The organism is Micromonospora sp. CNZ299 (assembly GCF_002754415.1).
In genome coordinates, this window is record NZ_PEFG01000001.1 from 312,652 (window position 1) to 329,307 (window position 16,656).

Annotated in this window: 19 protein-coding genes; 9 read left to right on the forward strand and 10 right to left on the reverse strand. The window is 71.8% G+C overall.

Features of this window, described 5'->3' with window-relative positions; all coding sequences use genetic code 11:
• Nucleotides 1-393, reverse strand: coding sequence for a MerR family transcriptional regulator (locus CLT68_RS01470; RefSeq protein WP_099848338.1), 393 nt, complete (start codon nucleotides 391-393; stop codon nucleotides 1-3).
• A gap of 91 nt (nucleotides 394-484) precedes the next feature.
• Here CLT68_RS01470 and CLT68_RS01475 point away from each other — a divergent pair, with 91 nt between their 5' ends.
• Together CLT68_RS01475 and CLT68_RS01480 are read left to right on the forward strand one after the other, a co-directional pair.
• Entirely contained in the window at nucleotides 485-1,534 is a 1,050-nt protein-coding gene (locus CLT68_RS01475) for an aldo/keto reductase (RefSeq protein WP_099848340.1), read from the forward strand.
• A 97-nt stretch (nucleotides 1,535-1,631) separates the two neighbouring features.
• Complete coding sequence (locus CLT68_RS01480; RefSeq protein ID WP_099848342.1) at nucleotides 1,632-2,600, forward strand: alpha/beta hydrolase; 969 nt, start codon at nucleotides 1,632-1,634, stop codon at nucleotides 2,598-2,600.
• 110 nt (nucleotides 2,601-2,710) lie between these two features.
• On the opposite strand, the gene CLT68_RS01485 is transcribed toward CLT68_RS01480, so the two are convergent.
• From CLT68_RS01485 to CLT68_RS01495, 3 genes are all read right to left on the reverse strand, one after another.
• The gene (locus tag CLT68_RS01485; RefSeq protein WP_099848344.1) at nucleotides 2,711-3,673 is read right to left on the reverse strand and encodes a zinc-binding dehydrogenase; all 963 of its coding nucleotides are present in this window, start codon (nucleotides 3,671-3,673) and stop codon (nucleotides 2,711-2,713) included.
• A 231-nt stretch (nucleotides 3,674-3,904) separates the two neighbouring features.
• A complete protein-coding gene (locus tag CLT68_RS01490; protein ID WP_099848346.1) occupies nucleotides 3,905-5,083 on the reverse strand; it encodes an NAD(P)-dependent malic enzyme in 1,179 nt (392 codons plus the stop codon).
• 143 nt (nucleotides 5,084-5,226) lie between these two features.
• A complete protein-coding gene (locus CLT68_RS01495; protein ID WP_088950006.1) occupies nucleotides 5,227-5,577 on the reverse strand; it encodes a S24/S26 family peptidase in 351 nt (116 codons plus the stop codon).
• A gap of 84 nt (nucleotides 5,578-5,661) precedes the next feature.
• On the opposite strand from CLT68_RS01495, the gene sodN reads away from it, so the two are divergent.
• The 3 genes from sodN to CLT68_RS01510 are packed head-to-tail and all read left to right on the forward strand — an operon-like array spanning nucleotide 5,662 to nucleotide 7,078.
• The gene (gene sodN / locus CLT68_RS01500) at nucleotides 5,662-6,066 is read left to right on the forward strand and encodes a superoxide dismutase, Ni (protein WP_099848348.1); all 405 of its coding nucleotides are present in this window, start codon (nucleotides 5,662-5,664) and stop codon (nucleotides 6,064-6,066) included.
• Nucleotides 6,063-6,638, forward strand: a complete 576-nt coding sequence (locus CLT68_RS01505; RefSeq protein ID WP_099848350.1) for a GNAT family N-acetyltransferase — start codon at nucleotides 6,063-6,065, stop codon at nucleotides 6,636-6,638. Before sodN ends, CLT68_RS01505 begins: the two co-directional genes overlap by 4 nt.
• Before the next feature lie 32 nt (nucleotides 6,639-6,670).
• Nucleotides 6,671-7,078, forward strand: a complete 408-nt coding sequence (locus CLT68_RS01510) for an ATP-binding protein (RefSeq protein ID WP_099848352.1) — start codon at nucleotides 6,671-6,673, stop codon at nucleotides 7,076-7,078.
• 48 nt (nucleotides 7,079-7,126) lie between these two features.
• Here CLT68_RS01510 and CLT68_RS01515 read toward each other — a convergent pair whose 3' ends face one another.
• The gene (locus tag CLT68_RS01515) at nucleotides 7,127-7,516 is read right to left on the reverse strand and encodes a hypothetical protein (RefSeq protein ID WP_088950010.1); all 390 of its coding nucleotides are present in this window, start codon (nucleotides 7,514-7,516) and stop codon (nucleotides 7,127-7,129) included.
• Nucleotides 7,517-7,559: 43 nt separating this feature from the next.
• Here CLT68_RS01515 and CLT68_RS01520 point away from each other — a divergent pair, with 43 nt between their 5' ends.
• Complete coding sequence (locus CLT68_RS01520; RefSeq protein ID WP_088950011.1) at nucleotides 7,560-8,510, forward strand: diacylglycerol/lipid kinase family protein; 951 nt, start codon at nucleotides 7,560-7,562, stop codon at nucleotides 8,508-8,510.
• Between the two features lie 448 nt (nucleotides 8,511-8,958).
• Nucleotides 8,959-9,216 (forward strand): WhiB family transcriptional regulator, encoded by a 258-nt coding sequence (locus CLT68_RS01525; RefSeq protein WP_088950012.1) that lies wholly within the window; start codon nucleotides 8,959-8,961, stop codon nucleotides 9,214-9,216.
• An 85-nt stretch (nucleotides 9,217-9,301) separates the two neighbouring features.
• Here CLT68_RS01525 and CLT68_RS01530 read toward each other — a convergent pair whose 3' ends face one another.
• The 5 genes from CLT68_RS01530 to CLT68_RS01545 all read right to left on the reverse strand — a co-directional run bounded on the left by CLT68_RS01530 (nucleotide 9,302) and on the right by CLT68_RS01545 (nucleotide 13,928).
• On the reverse strand, nucleotides 9,302-10,114 hold the full coding sequence (locus tag CLT68_RS01530) for a sirohydrochlorin chelatase (RefSeq protein ID WP_486482050.1): 813 nt from the start codon (nucleotides 10,112-10,114) through the stop codon (nucleotides 9,302-9,304).
• Nucleotides 10,096-10,857, reverse strand: coding sequence for a phosphoadenylyl-sulfate reductase (locus CLT68_RS01535; RefSeq protein ID WP_088950013.1), 762 nt, complete (start codon nucleotides 10,855-10,857; stop codon nucleotides 10,096-10,098). The genes CLT68_RS01530 and CLT68_RS01535 overlap by 19 nt, the downstream gene beginning before the upstream one ends.
• Entirely contained in the window at nucleotides 10,854-11,015 is a 162-nt protein-coding gene (locus CLT68_RS33035; RefSeq protein WP_172862104.1) for a hypothetical protein, read from the reverse strand. Before CLT68_RS33035 ends, CLT68_RS01535 begins: the two co-directional genes overlap by 4 nt.
• A complete protein-coding gene (locus CLT68_RS01540) occupies nucleotides 11,012-12,724 on the reverse strand; it encodes a nitrite/sulfite reductase (RefSeq protein ID WP_099848354.1) in 1,713 nt (570 codons plus the stop codon). The genes CLT68_RS33035 and CLT68_RS01540 overlap by 4 nt, the downstream gene beginning before the upstream one ends.
• A 292-nt stretch (nucleotides 12,725-13,016) precedes the next feature.
• Nucleotides 13,017-13,928 (reverse strand): helix-turn-helix domain-containing protein, encoded by a 912-nt coding sequence (locus CLT68_RS01545; RefSeq protein ID WP_099848356.1) that lies wholly within the window; start codon nucleotides 13,926-13,928, stop codon nucleotides 13,017-13,019.
• A gap of 63 nt (nucleotides 13,929-13,991) precedes the next feature.
• Here CLT68_RS01545 and CLT68_RS01550 point away from each other — a divergent pair, with 63 nt between their 5' ends.
• Nucleotides 13,992-15,017 (forward strand): aldo/keto reductase family protein, encoded by a 1,026-nt coding sequence (locus CLT68_RS01550; RefSeq protein WP_099848358.1) that lies wholly within the window; start codon nucleotides 13,992-13,994, stop codon nucleotides 15,015-15,017.
• A gap of 37 nt (nucleotides 15,018-15,054) precedes the next feature.
• The gene (locus tag CLT68_RS01555; protein WP_486482051.1) at nucleotides 15,055-16,563 is read left to right on the forward strand and encodes a glycosyltransferase family 39 protein; all 1,509 of its coding nucleotides are present in this window, start codon (nucleotides 15,055-15,057) and stop codon (nucleotides 16,561-16,563) included.
• Nucleotides 16,564-16,656 lie beyond the last annotated feature (93 nt).

Genomic DNA, 16,656 nt, shown 5'->3' on the forward strand with positions numbered 1-16,656 from the left:
TCACTCCTGCCGGTTCTGGTCGAGCAGATCCTCGTACACCCCGACCTTGAAGGTGATCAGGTCCAGGCACTGGGCGAGCCGGCCGAGCTGGTCGGTGACGCGCCCGTGGTGCTCGCGCAGGAGCACGAGTCGTTCCTCCTCGTTGCCCTCGCCCTCGCGAACGAGGTCGGCGTAGCGGCGGAGCGCGGGCAGCGGCATGCCGGAGGCGCGGAGAATGATGCAGACGCTCAGCCAGTCGACGTCGTCCTGGCTGTAGACGCGACGCCCGGCGGGCCCACGGCGTACGGGGCTGACGAAGACACCCTGCTGCTCGTAGAAGCGGAGCGCGTGCACGCTCAAGCCAGTGCGTTCGGCGACCTGTCCGATGCTCAGACTCGCGGTGACCTCAGCCATGCCGAGCAGGGTAGCGAGGGTTGACCTAGAGCCGACTCTAGCTCCTACGGTGCCAGGTGATCACCACTGAGAAACACCTAGGAGCATCGGCATGCGCTATCGCACCCTCGGCGGCACCGGCATCGAGGTGAGCACCCACTGCCTCGGGACCATGATGTTCGGTGCCGTCGGAAACCCCGACCACGACGACTGCGTCCGCATCGTCCACTCCGCCCTCGACCAGGGCATCAACGTCGTCGACACCGCCGACATGTACGGCCGCGGCGAGTCCGAACAGATCGTGGGCAAGGCGCTGCGCGGGCGCCGCGACGACGTCGTGCTCGCCACCAAGGTGCACTTCCCGATGGGCGAGGGCCCCAACCAGGGTGGCAACTCGCGGCGCTGGATCCTCAAGGCGGTCGAGGGGAGCCTCCGGCGCTTGGACACCGACTGGATCGACCTCTACCAGGTGCACCGTCCCGACCCCTCGACCGACATCGAGGAGACACTCTCGGTGCTCACCGACCTCGTCCGCGAGGGCAAGATCCGCGCCTTCGGCTGCTCGACGTTCCCCGCCGAGGAGATCGTCGAGGCCCACCAGGTCTCCGAGTGCCGCGGCCTCGGACGCCTGCGCACCGAGCAGCCGCCGTACTCGATCCTGGCTCGCGGCGTCGAGGCCTCGACCCTGCCGGTCTGCCGGCGCTACGGCATGGGGGTGCTGGTCTGGAGCCCGCTCGCATTCGGGTTTCTCAGCGGGAAGTACCGCAGGGACCAGCCCGTCGACCTGTCGGCCGGGCGTGCCGCCCTGCGGCCGGCGCAGTTCGATCCCACGATCGCCGGGAACGCCGCCAAGCTCGACGCCGTCGAGCAGCTCGTCGACCTCGCGGCCAGCATCGGCTGCACGCTTCCACAGCTCGCCATCGCCTTCACCGTGGCCCATCCGGCCGTCACCTCGGCGATCATCGGACCGCGGACCATGCCGCAACTGGAGGACCTGCTCAAGGGCGCCGCGCTCACCCTGGACGACGCGACCCTCGACCGGATCGACGAGATAGTGCCGCCCGGCACCAACCTGTACAACCCGAACGCCGCCTTCCGGCCACGTTCGCTGACCGACACGGCGCTGCGGCGACGCCCCCTCGCCGACCGTGCCGCGGCCTGAGTGAGCCTGACGCCGGGACGCAGCGGTCGGTGATCGGGTGGGCACAGCGCGCCGAAGCCCGCCGAGCGGGTCCGCCGGGCAGGGCACAATTGGATTCATGTCGCGTCGCGTCACTCCCGCACTGATGGCCAGCACCGTGCTGATGGCCGGTCTGGTCGGCTGCTCAGCGGACACCCGCCCGAGTCGGAGCGGGCAGGCACCGCCGGTCGAGCCGAACGCCGCCGCCACGCCGACACCGCAGGTCCCCGCCGGAAAGGCCCCGCAGCGCGCCTTCGCGGTCGGCGTACGCCAACTGAAGCTGGACCGGGACGGCCGCGCGCTGCCGACGACGCTCTGGTACCCGGCGGCCGGGCAGTCCGGCGGCGCGGCCAAGCGATCGGCGACGGCGGCGGAGGGCCGGTTCCCGGTGGTGATGTTCAGTCACGGTCTGGGTGGGCGGCCGGACGACTACGCCACGCTGCTGACCCGCTGGGCGGCGGCGGGTTTCGTGGTGGCCGCGCCGACGTTCCCGCACACCTCCCGGGGCGCGGACAACAACGTCCTCGACGTGCTCAACCAACCGGCTGACGTGTCGTATGCGTTGGATCAGGTGCTGGCGTTGGACGGCAAGGCCGGCGACGCGTTGCGCGGCCGGTTGGACGGCGAGCGGGTGGCCGCGGCCGGGCACTCGGCGGGCGGGGTGACCACCATCGGTCTGTTCACCGCGAGCAGGGACGAGCGGCTGGACGCGGGTGTGGTGTTCGCCGGCACGGCGCTCGGTGTGGGCACCGCGTTCGCCGGCGCGGCCGCGCCGCAACTGTTCGTGCACGGCGAGTTGGACGAGGTTGTCGAGTACGCGGCGGGCAAGGCCGCGTACGACAAGGTGCCCTGGCCGAAGGCGATGCTGAGCCTGCCCAAGGGCGACCACGGGCGGGCGCTGCTCAGCGACGGCGCCACGCTGCGGGTGGTCTCGGACACGTCGGTCGAGTTCCTGCGCTGGTCGCTCTACGGCGACCCGGCGGCCAGGAAGCGCATCCCCACCGACGCAACACGCGGCGACATAGCCACCTTCGACGACCACCTCTGACCCGACCGGGCCGAAAACGGCGAAGATCCGCGCAACATCAGTGATGTTGCTGCCTCAGCGCGCCCCGAGGCAGCAGTTTCCCCGATGTTGCGCGGATCATGACGGCAGCGTCAGGCGGTGTGGTCGATGACGATCTTGCCGAAGGCGTCCCCGGAGTGCAGCCGGGCGAAGGCGTCCTCGACGCGGCTGAACGGCACCACGCTGTCCACCACCGGGCGCACCTCGTTCTCGGAACAGAACGCCAGCAGCTCGTACAGCTCCTCGGGCGTGCCCATCGACGTGCCCAGGATCTCCAACTGCATCGCGAAGAGCCGACGCAGGTTGACCGCCGGCTGATGCCCGGCGGTCGCCCCGGAGACCACGATCCGGGCCATCGGCGCGGCCGACTTCAGCGAGTGGTCGAAGGTCGCCGCACCGACCGTCTCGATCACCACGTCGACCCGTTCCGGCAGCCGGGCACCGGGTTCCACGGCGGTGGCGCCGAGGGCGGAGATCCGTTCCCGCTTGCCGGCGTCGCGGCTGGTCGCGTACACCCGCTTGCCCATCGCGACGGCGAGCGCGACGGCCGCGGTGGCGACGCCACCGCCCGCGCCCTGCACCAGCACGCTGTCGGCGTCCGCGACGCGGCCCTTGGTGGTCAGCATCCGCCACGCGGTCAGCCAGGCCGTGGGCAGGCACGCCGCGTCGGTCGCCGACATGCCGTCGGGCAGCGGGATCAGGTTCGACCGGGGTACGGCGACCCGCTCGGCGAGCGTCCCGGCGAAGTGCTCGGAGAGGATGGAGACCCCGCGCGGGTCGCCGGGGGTGACGACCACCGGGTACACGACCACCGGGCGTCCCTCCGGGTCCAGCCCGACCGCGTCGCAGCCGAGGATCATCGGCAGCTGGGCCTCGGTGAGACCGACCCCGCGCAATGACCAGAGGTCGTGGTGGTTGAGCGAGGTGGCGCGCAACTGCACGGTCACCCAGTCGTCGGCCGGGTAGGTCGGCTCGGGCTGCTCACCGACAGTGAGCGCGGTGAGCGGGTCGGCGTCGTTGAAGCGGGAGGCGAAGGCAGCACGCATGATCGGCACGGTAACAAGCTGAGCGCCCGTTAAGAAGCCGTGCGCACAGGCCGGCGGCGCATGCTGCGCCGGAGCGCCCCCGGCCCATGCGTGCGCACACACCGGCGGCGCATGCTGCGCCGGAGCGCCCCCGGCCCATGCGTGCGCACACACCGGCGGCGCGTGCTGCGCCGGAGCGCCCCCGGCCCATGCGTGCGTACACACCGGCGGCGCGTGCTGCGCCGCCCGGCCCGTGCGTCCTCAGCGGCGGGCGACGCCGTCGCGGCGGGCTGCCTCGGCGACCGCCTCGGCCACGGCCGGCGCGACGCGCGGGTCGAGCGGAGACGGGACGATCGCGTCGACGGTCAGCGACTCGGCCACCACGCCGGCGATGGCGTCCGCGGCGGCGACCTTCATCGCCTCGGTGATCCGGGTGGCGCCGGCGTCGAGCGCGCCCCGGAACACCCCGGGGAAGGCCAGCACGTTGTTGATCTGGTTGGGGTAGTCGCTGCGCCCGGTGGCGACCACCGCGACGTGCCGGGCCGCCACCTCGGGGTGCACCTCCGGGGTCGGGTTGGCCAGTGCGAACACGATCCCGTCGGGTGCCATGCCGGCCACCGCGCTCTCGGGGATCTGCCCACCGGAGACCCCGATCAACACGTCCGCGCCGCGCAGCGCCTCGGTGATGTCGCCGTGGCGACCGTCGGCGTTGGTGCTCGCCGCCAGCTCGGCCTTGGTGCCGGTCAGCTCGGTGCGGTGCCGGCCGATGATCCCCTTGGAGTCGCAGACCACCACCTGGTCGGGGTTGACGCCCCCGGCGATCAGCATCTTCGTCACGGCCACCCCGGCCGCGCCCGCACCGCTCACCGCGACCCGCAGGTCACCCAGCTTGCGGTTGAGCAGAGTGGCCGCGTTGCGCAGCGCGGCGAGCACCACGATCGCCGTGCCGTGCTGGTCGTCGTGGAAGACCGGGATGTCCAGCGCCTCGTCGAGCCGGCGCTCCACCTCGAAGCAGCGGGGCGCGCTGATGTCCTCCAGGTTGATCCCGCCGAACGACGGGGCCAGCGCCCGCACCACGGCGACGATCTCATCCACGTCCTGGGTGTCCAGACAGATCGGCACCGCGTCCACCCCGCCGAACTGCTTGAACAGCACCGCCTTGCCCTCCATCACCGGCAGCGCCGCGCGCGGGCCGATGTTGCCGAGCCCGAGCACCGCCGAGCCGTCGGTGACCACCGCGACGGCGTGCGCCGCCCAGGTGTAGTCGTCGGCCAGGCCGGGGTCGGCGGCGATCGCCTCACACACCCGGGCCACCCCCGGGGTGTACGCCAGGGAGAGGTCTTCCCGGCTGGTGAGCGGCACGGTGGAGGCGACGGCCATCTTGCCGCCCCGGTGCAGCAGGAAGACGGGATCAGCGGGGTCCACGGTGGACGAAGACATGGTGGTGACTCCAGTATCTGTCGAGCAGACGGGGCGGCCGGCCCTGCCGCGAGGTGGGCGGCGAGCGGTGGCACGCTGTGCGGGGGGTCACCCGGGCACTTTCCGAGCATAGTGTCGGCACTGCCCGTCGGATGTGAGCAGGGTCATATCCGCCGGCGAGGAACCCGCCCCGGACGCGGCCAGTAACGGGCCACCACCCGCCCCCGCACGTCGGCCACCCCGTACGCCCGGGAGTCGTCGGTGATCAGGTCGTTGTCCCCGTGCAGCCACCAGCCGCCGTCCTGCGGCCGGACCGCGCGCTTCACCACCAGCAGCTCGGGACGGGTCCGGAAGACCGCGACCACCACGTCCCCGGGTCGGATCGGGCGGCCACCGGGGCGTACCAGCACCGCGTCGCCGTGGCGCAGCGTCGGTGCCATGGACGGTCCGGTCACCAGAACGGCGGTGAGCGGTCTCCGCAACCGGGCCGCCTCACCCGGGTGATCGGTGCCCACTGGTTTCACCTCCACCCGGTTCGGGGAGCATTCCCAGGAGTAATGTCGCCTTTGATCATCGCAAACTTCCCATGGAGGATCCCGATGCGACTTCCGCGCATCCTTGCGCCCCGCGTCACCGCGAGCGCTCACTGCGACCTGCCGTGCGGTGTCTACGATCCGGCTCAGGCTCGGATCGAGGCCGAATCGGTCAAAATGATCTGCGAGAAGTACCAGGCGAACACCGACCCGGAGTTCCGCACCCGCGCCATCATCATCAAGGAGCAGCGCGCCGAGCTGGTCAAGCACCACCTGTGGGTGCTCTGGACCGACTACTTCAAGGCGCCGCACTTCGAGAAGTACCCGAACCTGCACACCCTGTTCAACGAGGCCACCAAGCTCGCCGGCGCCGGTGGCGTCAAGGGCAGCCTCGACCCGGCCACCGCCGACAAGCTGCTCGGCAAGATCGACGAGATCTCGAAGATCTTCTGGGAGACCAAGAAGGCGTGACCACCCCGGTCATCCCGACGATCCGGCCGGTACGTCCCGAGGACGTACCGGCCGTCGTCGCCATGGTGCACGAGCTGGCGGAGTACGAACGTGCCCCGGAGCAGTGCCACCTGAGCGTCGACCAACTGACCTCGGCCCTGTTCGCGACTGTTCCAGGTCGTGGCGCGGCGTCAGACGCGCCGAGTTGGAATGGTCGTCCGACGGCTCCGGCGCTCTTCGGTCACGTCGCGGTGGACGAGCGCGACGAGCCGATCGGCTTCGCGCTGTGGTTCCTCAACTTCTCCACCTGGGCCGGGGTGCACGGCATCTACCTGGAAGATCTCTACGTCCGGCCGGCCGCTCGCGGGTCCGGCGCCGGTCGGCTGCTGCTCGCCACCCTGGCCGACATCTGCGTACGACGCGGATACCGGCGACTGGAGTGGTGGATGATCAACTGGAACCCGGCCGCCGGGTTCTACGCCTCGATCGGGGCGGAGCAGATGAGCGAGTGGGTCCCCTACCGGCTCAGCGGGGACGCCCTGAGCCGGTTGGCCGGCCAGGCCACCAACGTCGGCACGCGTACGGGCGACTGACCGGGTAGAGTCCCCGACCGGGGGGATGAGGCGTGACTCAACTGACTGGCCAGGCAGCAACCGACGACGACGTGGTGCACCTCACGGTGCCCGCCGACGGCGGTTACCTCGGCGTCCTTCGCACCGCCACCGCCGGTCTGGCGGCCCGGTTGCAGTTCGCGCTCGACGAGATCGAGGATCTCCGGATCGCGGTCGATGAGGCGTGCGCCATGCTGCTCGCCATTGCCACCCGCGACGCCGAGCTGGAGTGCCGCTTCGCGGTCACCGAGGACGCGCTGACCGTCGAGGTGACAGTGCCGACCGTGCGGGGCGCCACGCTGCCCGGCGAGTCGTCCTTCGCCTGGAAGGTGCTCACCGCGCTGACCACCTCGGCATCGGCCACGGCCGCCGACGGTCGGGCCACGATCGCGCTGCTCACCCGCCGCTCCGGCAGTTACTGACCGACCCGGCACGAGCCGGCCGGGTCACTTACCGGCACACGCCGGCAGTCACTCGAAGCCGAGCGCCCGAGTCGTCGGAGGGCTGACCAGCAGCCAGCCCACGCCCAGGCCGAGCGCCATCAACGGCACACCCAGCCAGGCCAGCCCGGCCTGAATCATGAACCACCCGATCGGCAGCAGCATGAGCTGGAGCACGATCGCGGGGGCCCGTGCGCCCGCCTGGAGGCGCAGCAGGGCCCGGCCCAGCGCCCAGAGCACCACCGCAGCCCCGATGGCGAACACCGTCACCAGCAGCGCCGACAGCAGATCGGTGGTGGTGGCCGTGAGGTCGGCCCAGATCAGCCACACGGCGATCAACCCGACGACGGCCGCCTCTGCCCACAGCAGCCGGACCGCCCAGCGGAGCGTGACGGGAAACGGGGCCGAGTCGATGGTCACGCGCGCCACGATACCCGGGCTTTCGGGAGGTACAGTGCCGCCCATGCGGGCCGTCCTGGTGGTCAATCCAAAGGCCACCACCACCAGCGAACGCAGCCGGGACGTGCTTGTCCGGGCGCTGCGCAGCGAAGTCGATCTCAGTGTGCGATACACCCGCCGACGCGGGCACGCCATGGCGTTGGCCCGGGAGGCCGCCGCGGAGGGGGTCGACCTGGTCGTCACCCTGGGTGGCGACGGCACGGTGAACGAGGTGGTGAACGGCCTGATGACGGCCGACCCGCCGACCGGTGCCGACGACGCCCCGATGGCCGAGCGACTGCCGGCGCTGGCGACCGTTCCGGGCGGCTCCACAAACGTTTTCGCCCGCGCCGTGGGTCTGCCCCGGGAGTGGCCGGAGGCGACCAGCATGATCCTGGAAGGGCTGCGGCTGGGTCGGAGCCGGACGGTCGGGCTGGGCCTTGCCGACGACCGCTACTTCACCTTCTGCGCCGGGTTCGGCCTGGACGCCGCGGTGATCCACCGGGTGGAGCAGGCCCGGCGCAAGGGGCGGGTGTCCACGCCGTCGCTCTACCTGCGCTCGATCATGAACCAGTATTTCTTCGCCTCGGACCGCCGGCATCCCGCGATCACGTTGGAGCGCCCGGGCGAGCAGGCGGAGGCGGAGCTGGCCACCGTCATCATTCAGAACACGGCGCCGTGGACGTACCTGGGCGACCGGGAGGTCAACCCGAACCCGTCCGCGTCGTTCGACCTCGGGCTCGATGTGCTGGCACTGCGTCAGCTCCGGGTGGCTAGCACAACACGGACAGTGACACAGTTCCTGGGTCGGCAGCCTGATCCACGAGGTCGTCAGGTGTTACGACTCCATGACACGGCGGAGTTCACCCTGCTCTCCAGTCGTCCGCAGGCGTTCCAGCTGGACGGCGACTATCTCGGCGAACGGGAAAAAGTCAGATTCACCTCCGTTCCCGCCGCACTGAGAGTAATCTGCTAGGTCTCGGGTACTGCCGTAGGTCGACACGGTGACCGCAGCCACACCGGCCGATCACCGCCACACCGAGGGGCAGGTGCCGGAAATGTCAGCAATGTCACGCGGACTGTACTATATTGATCCTCGACTGTGGCACGGCGGGTAACCAGGAAAGCACTGGAACCCGGACAAACGGGTTGTGGGCTTGCTCACCGCCCGGAGTTTTTCCGAGCGTCACCCTTGACATCACGAGCGTTCGTGAAAGTATTCACAAGCGAACTTGAGTTGCCGGGACATTGCCTGGATATGCTCGTCAGGTTGAGCTGTTCCAGCAGGTCCCCGGCGCTAACTGCCTGCTCACGCACTGCCGAATGGTCGGACGCTAACTGTCACCATCGGCACGCGGATGCATATAGGAAAAGCACGACCAAGCAATTGTTGCCACCCATCCAGAATGAGGAGTGTTGCCGCCATGGACTGGCGTCACCATAGTGTCTGCCGCGACGAGGACCCGGAGCTGTTCTTCCCGATCGGGACGTCCGGACCGGCTCTCCTGCAGGTCGAGCAGGCAAAGGCCGTCTGCAGGCGCTGCTCCGTGACCGACCAGTGCCTGCAGTGGGCACTCGAGTCTGGTCAGGACGCTGGCGTCTGGGGCGGAATGAGCGAGGAGGAGCGGCGCGCTGTCAAGCGGCGCGGCGGTCTCCGGGTGCTGCGCGCTCACTCCGCCTGATCCCCAACACACAGCTGTACGCCCCGGTGGGTCCACCCACCGGGGCGTTCCGCTGTCCGACACAGGATCACCGCGCCGGCACAGGTCACCCGATCGGCGTGACCATCGGCCGCCAGGGCCGGTCGTCGACCCGGCGCAGCACCAACTCGACCAGCTCCGGCGCGTCGGTCAACGGCGCGGCGACCGACACGGCGCCGGCCGCCCGGGCCGCCTCGGCCACCGCGTCGTGGAACAAGCCCGGCGCCAGGAAGTACGCGCACACCGCGACCCGACGCGCGCCGGCCGCCCGCAGCCGGAACACCGCCACGCCGGCCGCCGGTGGAGCCGCCGAGGCGTACGCCACCCGGCAGGGCACCCCGAACTCCGCGGCGAGCGCGTCCGCGACCTGGCCCACCGAGCGACGCGCCCGCGCGTCCCGGGTGCCCGCGGCGGCCAGCACCAACGCGTCGAAGCGGCCCGGGTCCGCCTCACCGAGCCTGCGGCGCAGCCCGCCCAGCAGCCCGGCATCGACAGTGCCGTCCGCCGGGCCGAGCACGTCGGTCACCCGTACCGTCAGGGGTGGCCCGGCCTGCGCCGCCGCGGCGACCGCCGCCGGAATGTCCACCCGATGGTGGTAGGCGGCGGTCAGCAGCAGCGGCACCAGCACCGCCTGACGGTGACCGGCCAGGGCCAGGTCGCGCAGGACCGCTGTCGGCCCCGGCTCGGTGTGGTCCAGCCAGCTCGCCCGGACCGGTGTGCCCGGTCGGGCCGCCGACACGGCTCGCGCGAGCGCCCGGGTGGCATCGGCCGCTCGTGGATCACGACTGCCGTGCGCGACCAGCACCACCGGAGTCACCCCGCCGGCCGCATCAGGGCCGGTCGGGGTCGTCGTTGGCGAGGTCAGACGTGCAGCCCGCACTCGGTCTTCTCGAACATGGCCCACCGGCCGGCCCGCGCGTCCTCGCCGGCCTTCGTTCGGCGGGTGCACGGCCAGCAGCCGATCGACCCGTACCCCTGCTTGAACAGCTCGTTGACCGGCACGTTGAAGCGGGCGATGTAGGCGTCCACGTCCCGCTGCGACCACGCCGCGATCGGGTTGACCTTGACCTTGCCGCGCCGCGCGTCGAAGGTCACCACCGGCGTGTTCGCCCGGGTCGGCGACTCGTCCCGGCGCAGACCCGCCGCCCAGGCGTCGTACCCGGTCAGGGCCCGCTCCAGCGGCTCCACCTTGCGGAGCTGGCAGCAGTCGTCCGGCGACTTGTTGAACAGCCGGGGGCCGTACTGGCCGTCCTGCTGGCCGACGGTGAGCCGGGGCCGGATCGACCGGACGTTCACCGGCAGCGTCCGGGCGACCTCGTCGCGCACTCTGAGGGTCTCGGGAAAGTGCAGGCCGGTGTCGAGGAAGACCACGTCCACGCCCGGGGCCACCCGGGACACCAGGTGAGCCAGCACGGCGTCGGCCATCGAGCTGGTGACGCAGAACCGGTCGCCGAAGGTCTGCGCGGCCCAGCGGGCGATCTCCAGCGCCGGGGCGCCTTCCAGGTCCCGGGCAGCCTGCTCGGCCAGGACGCGAAGCTCGTCCGGGTCGCGCCGGGCCGGATCGGTCGGCGTCGGGCCGCCCGGCCCGACCAGGCGCAGGTTCGCTGCGGAGACGAGGCTCATCGGGTCACCGACCGGGAGAGCAGCCCGGTGAACTTCACCGAGAAGACCCGGGTGCAGGCGCGGCACTCCCAGGCGCCGTGCCCCGCCTCGTTCGGCCGCAGGTCCTCCTCGCCGCAGTACGGGCAGTACAGGGGTGCCGCTCGGTTCTCGCTGCTCACCGCAGTTCCTCCTCGTCGACTCTGATCACCCAGTTGGCGAACGTCTCGCCCTCGCTCCGACCGGCCAGGTAGCGACGGGCCAGCCGTTCCACGTACTCCGGAAGCTCGTCCGCGGTGGTCTTCAGGCCGCGCAGCTTGCGGCCGAACCCGGCGGTCTGACCCTGGGCCATGCCCAGCCCGCCGCCCAGGTGCACCTGGAAGCCCTCCACCTGCTGCCCGTCCGGGCCGACCACCAGTTGACCCTTGAGCCCGATGTCGGCCACCTGGGTCCGTGCGCAGGCGTTCGGGCAGCCGTTGATGTGGATCGAGATGTCCGCGTCGAAGTCGCGCAGCCGCTGCTCCAGCCGGGCCACCAGCTCCTCACCGCGGGCCTTCGTCTCGACGATGGCCAACTTGCAGTACTCGATGCCGGTGCACGCCATGGTGCCGCGCCGCCAGGCCGACGGCCGGGCCTCCAGACCGATCCCGCGCAGCGCGTCGACCAGCGACTCCGTCCGCTCGGACGGCACGTCGAGCACCAGCAGCTTCTGGTACGGGGTGAGCCGCACCCGGTCGCTGCCGTGCGCCTCCACCACGTCGGCCAGCTGGGCGAGCTGCGTGCCGGAGACCCGCCCGACCACCGGTGCGGCGCCCACGTAGTGCCGCCCGTCGGCCTGCTCGTGCACGCCCACGTGGTCGATCGGCTTCGACGGCAGGGTCGGCGCCGGACCGTCGAGCAACGTGCGACCGAGGTAGTCCTTCTCCAGGACCTCGCGGAACCGCTCCACACCCCAGTCGGCCACCAGGAACTTCAGCCGGGCCCGGTTGCGCAGCCGGCGGTAGCCGTAGTCGCGGAAGATCCCCACCACACCGGCCCACACGTCCGGAATCTCGGCCATCGGCACCCAGACGCCGAGCCGCTGGGCGAGCATCGGGTTGGTGGAGAGACCACCGCCGACCCAGACGTCGAAGCCGGGGCCGTGCTCGGGGTGGTCGACACCGAGGAAGGCGATGTCGTTCGACTCGTACGGGGTGTCGACCAGCCAGGAGATCGACGTCTTGAACTTGCGGGGCAGGTTGGAGAACTGCTTGTCGCCGACGTACCGGGCGACGATCTCGTCGACCGCCGGGGTCGGGTCGAGCAGCTCGTCGCGGGCGACCCCGGCGACCGGGCTGCCCAGCACGATCCGCGGGCAGTCGCCGCACGCCTCGGTGGTCTGCAGGCCGACCGACTCCAGCCGGCGCCAGATCTCCGGCATGTCCTCGACGCGGATCCAGTGGTACTGGATGTTCTGCCGGTCGGTGATGTCGGCGGTGTCCCGCGCGAACTCCCGGGAGATGTCCGCGATCACCCGCAGCTGGGCCAGGCTGAGCTGGCCGCCGTCGATGCGGACCCGGAGCATGAAGAACTCGTCCTCCAGCTCGTGCGGCTCCAGCACGGCGGTGCGCCCGCCGTCGATGCCGGCCTTGCGCTGGGTGTAGAGGCCCCACCAGCGGAACCGGCCGCGCAGATCCTGCGGGTCGATGGAGGCGAAGCCGCGGTGCGCGTAGATGGTTTCGATCCGGGCCCGGACGTTGAGCGGGTCGTCGTCCTTCTTGATCCGCTCGTTGGGGTTGAGCGGCTCGCGGTGGCCGAGCGCCCATTGACCCTCACCCCGGGGCCGGCGCGGCGCCCGGGCCGGGCGGGTCGTCGGGTCCTCGGATCGGGCCGGCGTGCTGCTGACCGCCATCGCGGCGTCCTCCGTTGTCTGCTGTGCCTCGGGGCACGCGGGGCGCGGCGGCCGACCCGGGGAAGCGGGCGGGACAACGGTGTCTGAGACAGCCGGCGCGGAGCGCGCCCGAGACGGATTGGTCGGGCGTCGTCAGTAGGCCGGACAGATCGCGCTGCGCACGCGGCCGTAATCGACGTGGCGACGAGCCACGAAGCGGCGGACGACTGCGGCGGTCATGGGGCTCATGCTGCCACACCCCATGGGGGCCGGCCAATGTCCGCGTGCTGGATCCCACATCACGGGCCGAGGGTCAGCCGACCAGCTGGTCACCGAGGATAGTTCGGGCATAACGCACCACCCGCCCCTCTCGTACGCCCGCGATCAGGCCGTTGTCCCGCAGGGTGGTGAGGTGGTGCGACGCCGTCGCCGGCGCGAGACCCAGCATCGCGGCCAACTCGCCGGTGCTCAACGGTGAGTCGAGCAGGGATAGCGCCGCCGCCCGGGTGCCGCCGAGCAGGGCGCCGAGCGCCGCGCTGGGCGGCGGCGAATCCCACAGCCCGCCCAGCCCGGTGGGCGGATAGCAGAGGGCTGGCCCGCCGTCGCCCTCCATGATCGCGTGCACCGTCGGCCCGGAGAACGCGGTAGGCAGCAGCGTCCACGGGCGCCCGCCCAGGTCGGCCGGCAGGGTCGTGCCGACGGCAACCCGCAGCGCAGCGCCGTCCCACCGGATCAACGGGTGCACCTCGCGCAGCAGGGTGCGTCCGCCCTGCTCGGCGGCGAGCAGCGTCCGCCGCCGAATGTCGGCCAGCGCGAGCGCCCGCAGCCGGGGCCAGTCCGGTGCGATCAGCAGAGTGAAGTACCGGTGGAGCTGCGCGACCAGCTCGTCCGGGGCCAGCCAGGGTGCGCCGGCCCGCTCCAGTTGCCGGCGCACCCTGGACGGGTGGGTGCCGGCGACCGCCCGCAACTCGGCGGCAAGGTTCGGCGCCACCCCGATCGGGGTGAGGAAATCCGGCACGTAACCGTTGGACGACCTGAGCACCGCCAACAGCGGTTCCAGGCCGGCATCCGGCAGCAGCCGCTCCGCGCGTTCCCGCCACGGACGGTGCATCCAGTACTTCGCCGGCTTGCGTAACGCCCAGGAGCTGGCCACCAACTCGGCCAGGGGCGAGTGCACGAACCGGACCCGGCTCAGGTCGTCGGGCGAGAACCGAACCTCGATCACCCACGGATTCGACCACGTTCGAACGGTTCGGCGACAGCGCCGGGCGGCCCGACGATTCTCGTCATGGAGTACAGGCAACTGGGCCGGTCGGGCCTGCGCGTCAGCGCGGTCGCGTACGGCAACTGGGTCACCCACGGCAACCAGCTCGACGACGACGCGGCGGCCGCGTGCGTGACCGCCGCCCTGGACGCGGGCATCACCACGTTCGACACCGCCGACCGGTACGCGCAGGGGCGGGCCGAGGAGGCGTTGGGCAAGGCGCTGAGCGGCGTCCGGCGCAGCTCGATCGAGCTGTGCACGAAGGTGTGCCTGCCGGTCGGGCCGGGGGCCAACGACGCCGGGCTGTCCCGCAAGCACATCATCGAGGGCTGTCACGCCTCGCTGAACCGGCTGGGCACCGACTACCTCGACCTCTATCAGGCGCACCGGTACGACGACAGCGTGCCTCTGGAGGAGACGATGCTCGCCTTCGCCGACCTGGTCCGCCAGGGCAAGGTGCTCTACGTCGGCGCCTCCGAGTGGACCGCCCCGCAGCTGCGGGCGGGCCTGCGGCTCGCCGCCGAGCTGCACATCCCGTTCATCGCCAACCAGCCGCAGTACTCAATGCTGTGGCGGGTGGTGGAGGCCGAGGTGTCGCCCGCCTGCGCCGATCTCGGTCTGGGGCAGCTCGCCTGGTCGCCGCTCGCGATGGGCGTGCTGACCGGTCGGTACGAACCTGGCCGACGTCCGCCCGCCGGCTCCCGAGCCACCGACGGCTTCGGTGGCTCGTTCATCGCCCGCTACTCCTCGGATCTGCTGCTCTCCCGGGTACGCCGGCTCCGACCGATCGCCGAGGCCGCCGGCTGCACGATGGCCCAGTTGGCGGTGGCGTGGGTGCTGCACCGGCCGACCGTGGCGGGTGCGATCGTCGGCGCGTCCCGGCCCGAGCAGCTCGCCGAGACGGCCAAGGCCGCCACGGTACGGCTCGACGACGAGCTGATGGCCCGGATCGACGCCGTGCTCGACGAACTGGTGGAGCGCGATCCGGCGAAGACCGCCCGGCCGAACGATGTGATGCCCGCCTGGCGCCCACCACCTGCGGCCGGCTGACGCCCACGCGGGGGGGTGGCCGTGGCAGGCTCGGACTGTGGGGCAATTGTCCAAGAGGTCGGCCGGGACGGCGCGGGAGCACCTGCGCCGTCTGCCGGTCTGGCTCCCCCCGGCGCTGTTGACCCTGGCGGTGACCCTGACCGGGCTCGGCTCGGCCCAGCTCTGGCGCGACGAGCTGGCGACCTGGAGCGCGGCCACCCGGTCGCCCGGCGACCTGGCCCGACTGGCCGGCACCATCGACGCCGCCACCGGGCCGTACTACCTGCTGATGCACGGCTGGACCACTGTCTTCGGCGACTCCACGATCGCCCTGCGCGCGCCGGCCGTGCTGGCGATGACAGTGGCCGCCGGGCTGCTCGCCGTGCTCGGCGCACGGCTCGTCGACCGGCGCGGCGGCCTGTTCGCCGGGCTGCTGTTCGCGGTCCTGCCCGGCACGTCCCGCTACGGGCAGGAGGCCCGCCCGTACGCGCTGGCCACAATGCTCGCCGTGCTCGCCACAGTGCTGCTGGTGACCGCGCTGCGTCGACCCGGCTGGGCCCGTTGGGCCGGTTACGCCGCCGCCGTCGCCGCTCTCGGGCTCATCCACCTGATCGCGCTAACAGTGCTCGCCGCCCACGCGCTGGTCGTCCTCATCGCCTGGTGGCGCGGCCCGGCCGCGGCCGGGGTCGCCACCCCGGCGCACCTCGACGCCGAACGCGACCGACGGGTGTGGCGGTGGCTGGTCGCCGTGGTGCCGGTCGCGCTGCTGGCCGGCCCGCTGCTGGTCAAGGCCCGGGCCCAGCAGTCCCGGCAGTTGAACTGGGTCCACCTGGCCCGACTGGACGACCTCACCGCGCTGCCCGGCGGCGTCACCCAGAGCAGTGTGGTCGGTGGACTGCTGGTCGGGGTCGCGGCGCTGGGCGCGGCCCGACTCGGGCGACGCGCACTGCTGCCGGTCAGCGCGGTGCTGCTGCCCGTACTGCTGCTCTTCGCCGCCGGCACTGTCGTACCGCTGTGGGTGCCCCGGTACCTGGTCTTCGTGGTGCCCTTCGCGTGCCTGCTGGCGGGCGCGGCGCTGGCCGCCGTGGCCGCTCCGGCCGCGCTCGTCGTGGTGGTGCTGGCCGGGCTGCTCGGCCTACCCGACCAGGCCGCGCTGCGACGGACCCACGAGTGGCCACGCAGCGCGCCGGTGGACTACGCGGCGGCGGCCCGGGTGATCGCCGACGGTCAACGCCCGGGGGACGCTGTGGTCTACTCGCCCCGGCACAGTTGGCTCTTCCTCGACCTCGGCATCGAGTACCACCTCGGCGACCCGCCACGCGACGTGCTGGTCACCGAAAACGAGGTCCGCCGCGGCGATCTGTGGGCCGCCGAGTGCCCGCGACCGGCGCAGTGCCTGGCCGGCACCTCCAGGGTGTGGTTGGTCGTCGCCGGCCGGCACGCCGAGCCGCTGGCAGCCGTGCCGGGCGCCAAGGGCGACGCGCTCCGCGCGCAGTTCACCGTCACCCAGGTCTGGCAGCGCCCCGGCCTCACCGTCGCCCTGCTGACCAGCCGCCCCGACCGCTGACCGGACCACCCCTGGGCAGGCCGGCGGCCGGGCCCGCCCACCTCGATGAGCGTGATGCCGGTGAGTCATCTTGATGACTCAGAGGCATCACGC

Bases quoted from the DNA above. Each gene is read 5' to 3' on its own strand.
- CLT68_RS01470 (WP_099848338.1), bottom strand. From the start codon at position 393: ATGGCTGAGGTCACCGCGAGTCTGAGCATCGGACAGGTCGCCGAACGC.
- CLT68_RS01475 (WP_099848340.1), top strand. From the start codon at position 485: ATGCGCTATCGCACCCTCGGCGGCACCGGCATCGAGGTGAGCACCCAC.
- CLT68_RS01480 (WP_099848342.1), top strand. From the start codon at position 1,632: ATGTCGCGTCGCGTCACTCCCGCACTGATGGCCAGCACCGTGCTGATG.
- CLT68_RS01490 (WP_099848346.1), bottom strand. From the start codon at position 5,083: ATGTCTTCGTCCACCGTGGACCCCGCTGATCCCGTCTTCCTGCTGCAC.
- sodN (WP_099848348.1), top strand. From the start codon at position 5,662: ATGCGACTTCCGCGCATCCTTGCGCCCCGCGTCACCGCGAGCGCTCAC.
- CLT68_RS01520 (WP_088950011.1), top strand. From the start codon at position 7,560: ATGCGGGCCGTCCTGGTGGTCAATCCAAAGGCCACCACCACCAGCGAA.
- CLT68_RS01525 (WP_088950012.1), top strand. From the start codon at position 8,959: ATGGACTGGCGTCACCATAGTGTCTGCCGCGACGAGGACCCGGAGCTG.
- CLT68_RS01535 (WP_088950013.1), bottom strand. From the start codon at position 10,857: ATGAGCCTCGTCTCCGCAGCGAACCTGCGCCTGGTCGGGCCGGGCGGC.
- CLT68_RS01540 (WP_099848354.1), bottom strand. From the start codon at position 12,724: ATGGCGGTCAGCAGCACGCCGGCCCGATCCGAGGACCCGACGACCCGC.
- CLT68_RS01550 (WP_099848358.1), top strand. From the start codon at position 13,992: ATGGAGTACAGGCAACTGGGCCGGTCGGGCCTGCGCGTCAGCGCGGTC.